Source organism: Vibrio sp. 10N.222.49.C9, assembly GCF_041474985.1.
In the GTDB taxonomy this organism is placed as follows: Bacteria; Pseudomonadota; Gammaproteobacteria; order Enterobacterales; family Vibrionaceae; genus Vibrio; species Vibrio crassostreae_C.
Map to the genome: position 1 here is coordinate 1 of NZ_JBFRVD010000375.1, position 453 is coordinate 453.

The window sequence follows — 453 nt, forward strand, 5'->3', positions numbered from 1 at the left end:
CGCAGCAGGCAAACATGTTGTGGTTATCGGTGGTGGTGATACGGGTTCTGACTGTGTAGGTACCTCTAACCGCCATAAAGCGGCGAGCATCACTCAGGTTGAGATCATGCCGATCCCACCAGAGAAACGCCCTGCTAACATGCCATGGCCGCAATACCCAATGATCATGAAAACAACCACTTCTCACGAAGAAGGCTGTGAGCGTCATTGGAACATCCTAACCAAAGAATTTATCAGTAACGATAAGGGTGAGGTAACAGGTCTACGTATTGCTGATATCGTTTGGCAAGATGCAGCTCCTGGTGAGCGTCCATCATTTAAAGAAGTGGCAGGCAGTGAGCGCGTGATCCCTTGTGATTTGGCGTTCCTAGCAATGGGCTTCTTGCATCCAGAGCCAACGGGCGTTTTAGCTCAGTTGGACATTAAACTGGATGACCGAGGCAATGTCGCAAG

At 49.9% G+C, this 453-nt stretch carries 1 pseudogene; it reads left to right on the plus strand.

The annotated features are described in order from the left end of the window. Nucleotides 1-453: pseudogene (gltD, locus tag AB4585_RS23570) on the plus strand (glutamate synthase); the annotation flags it as partial.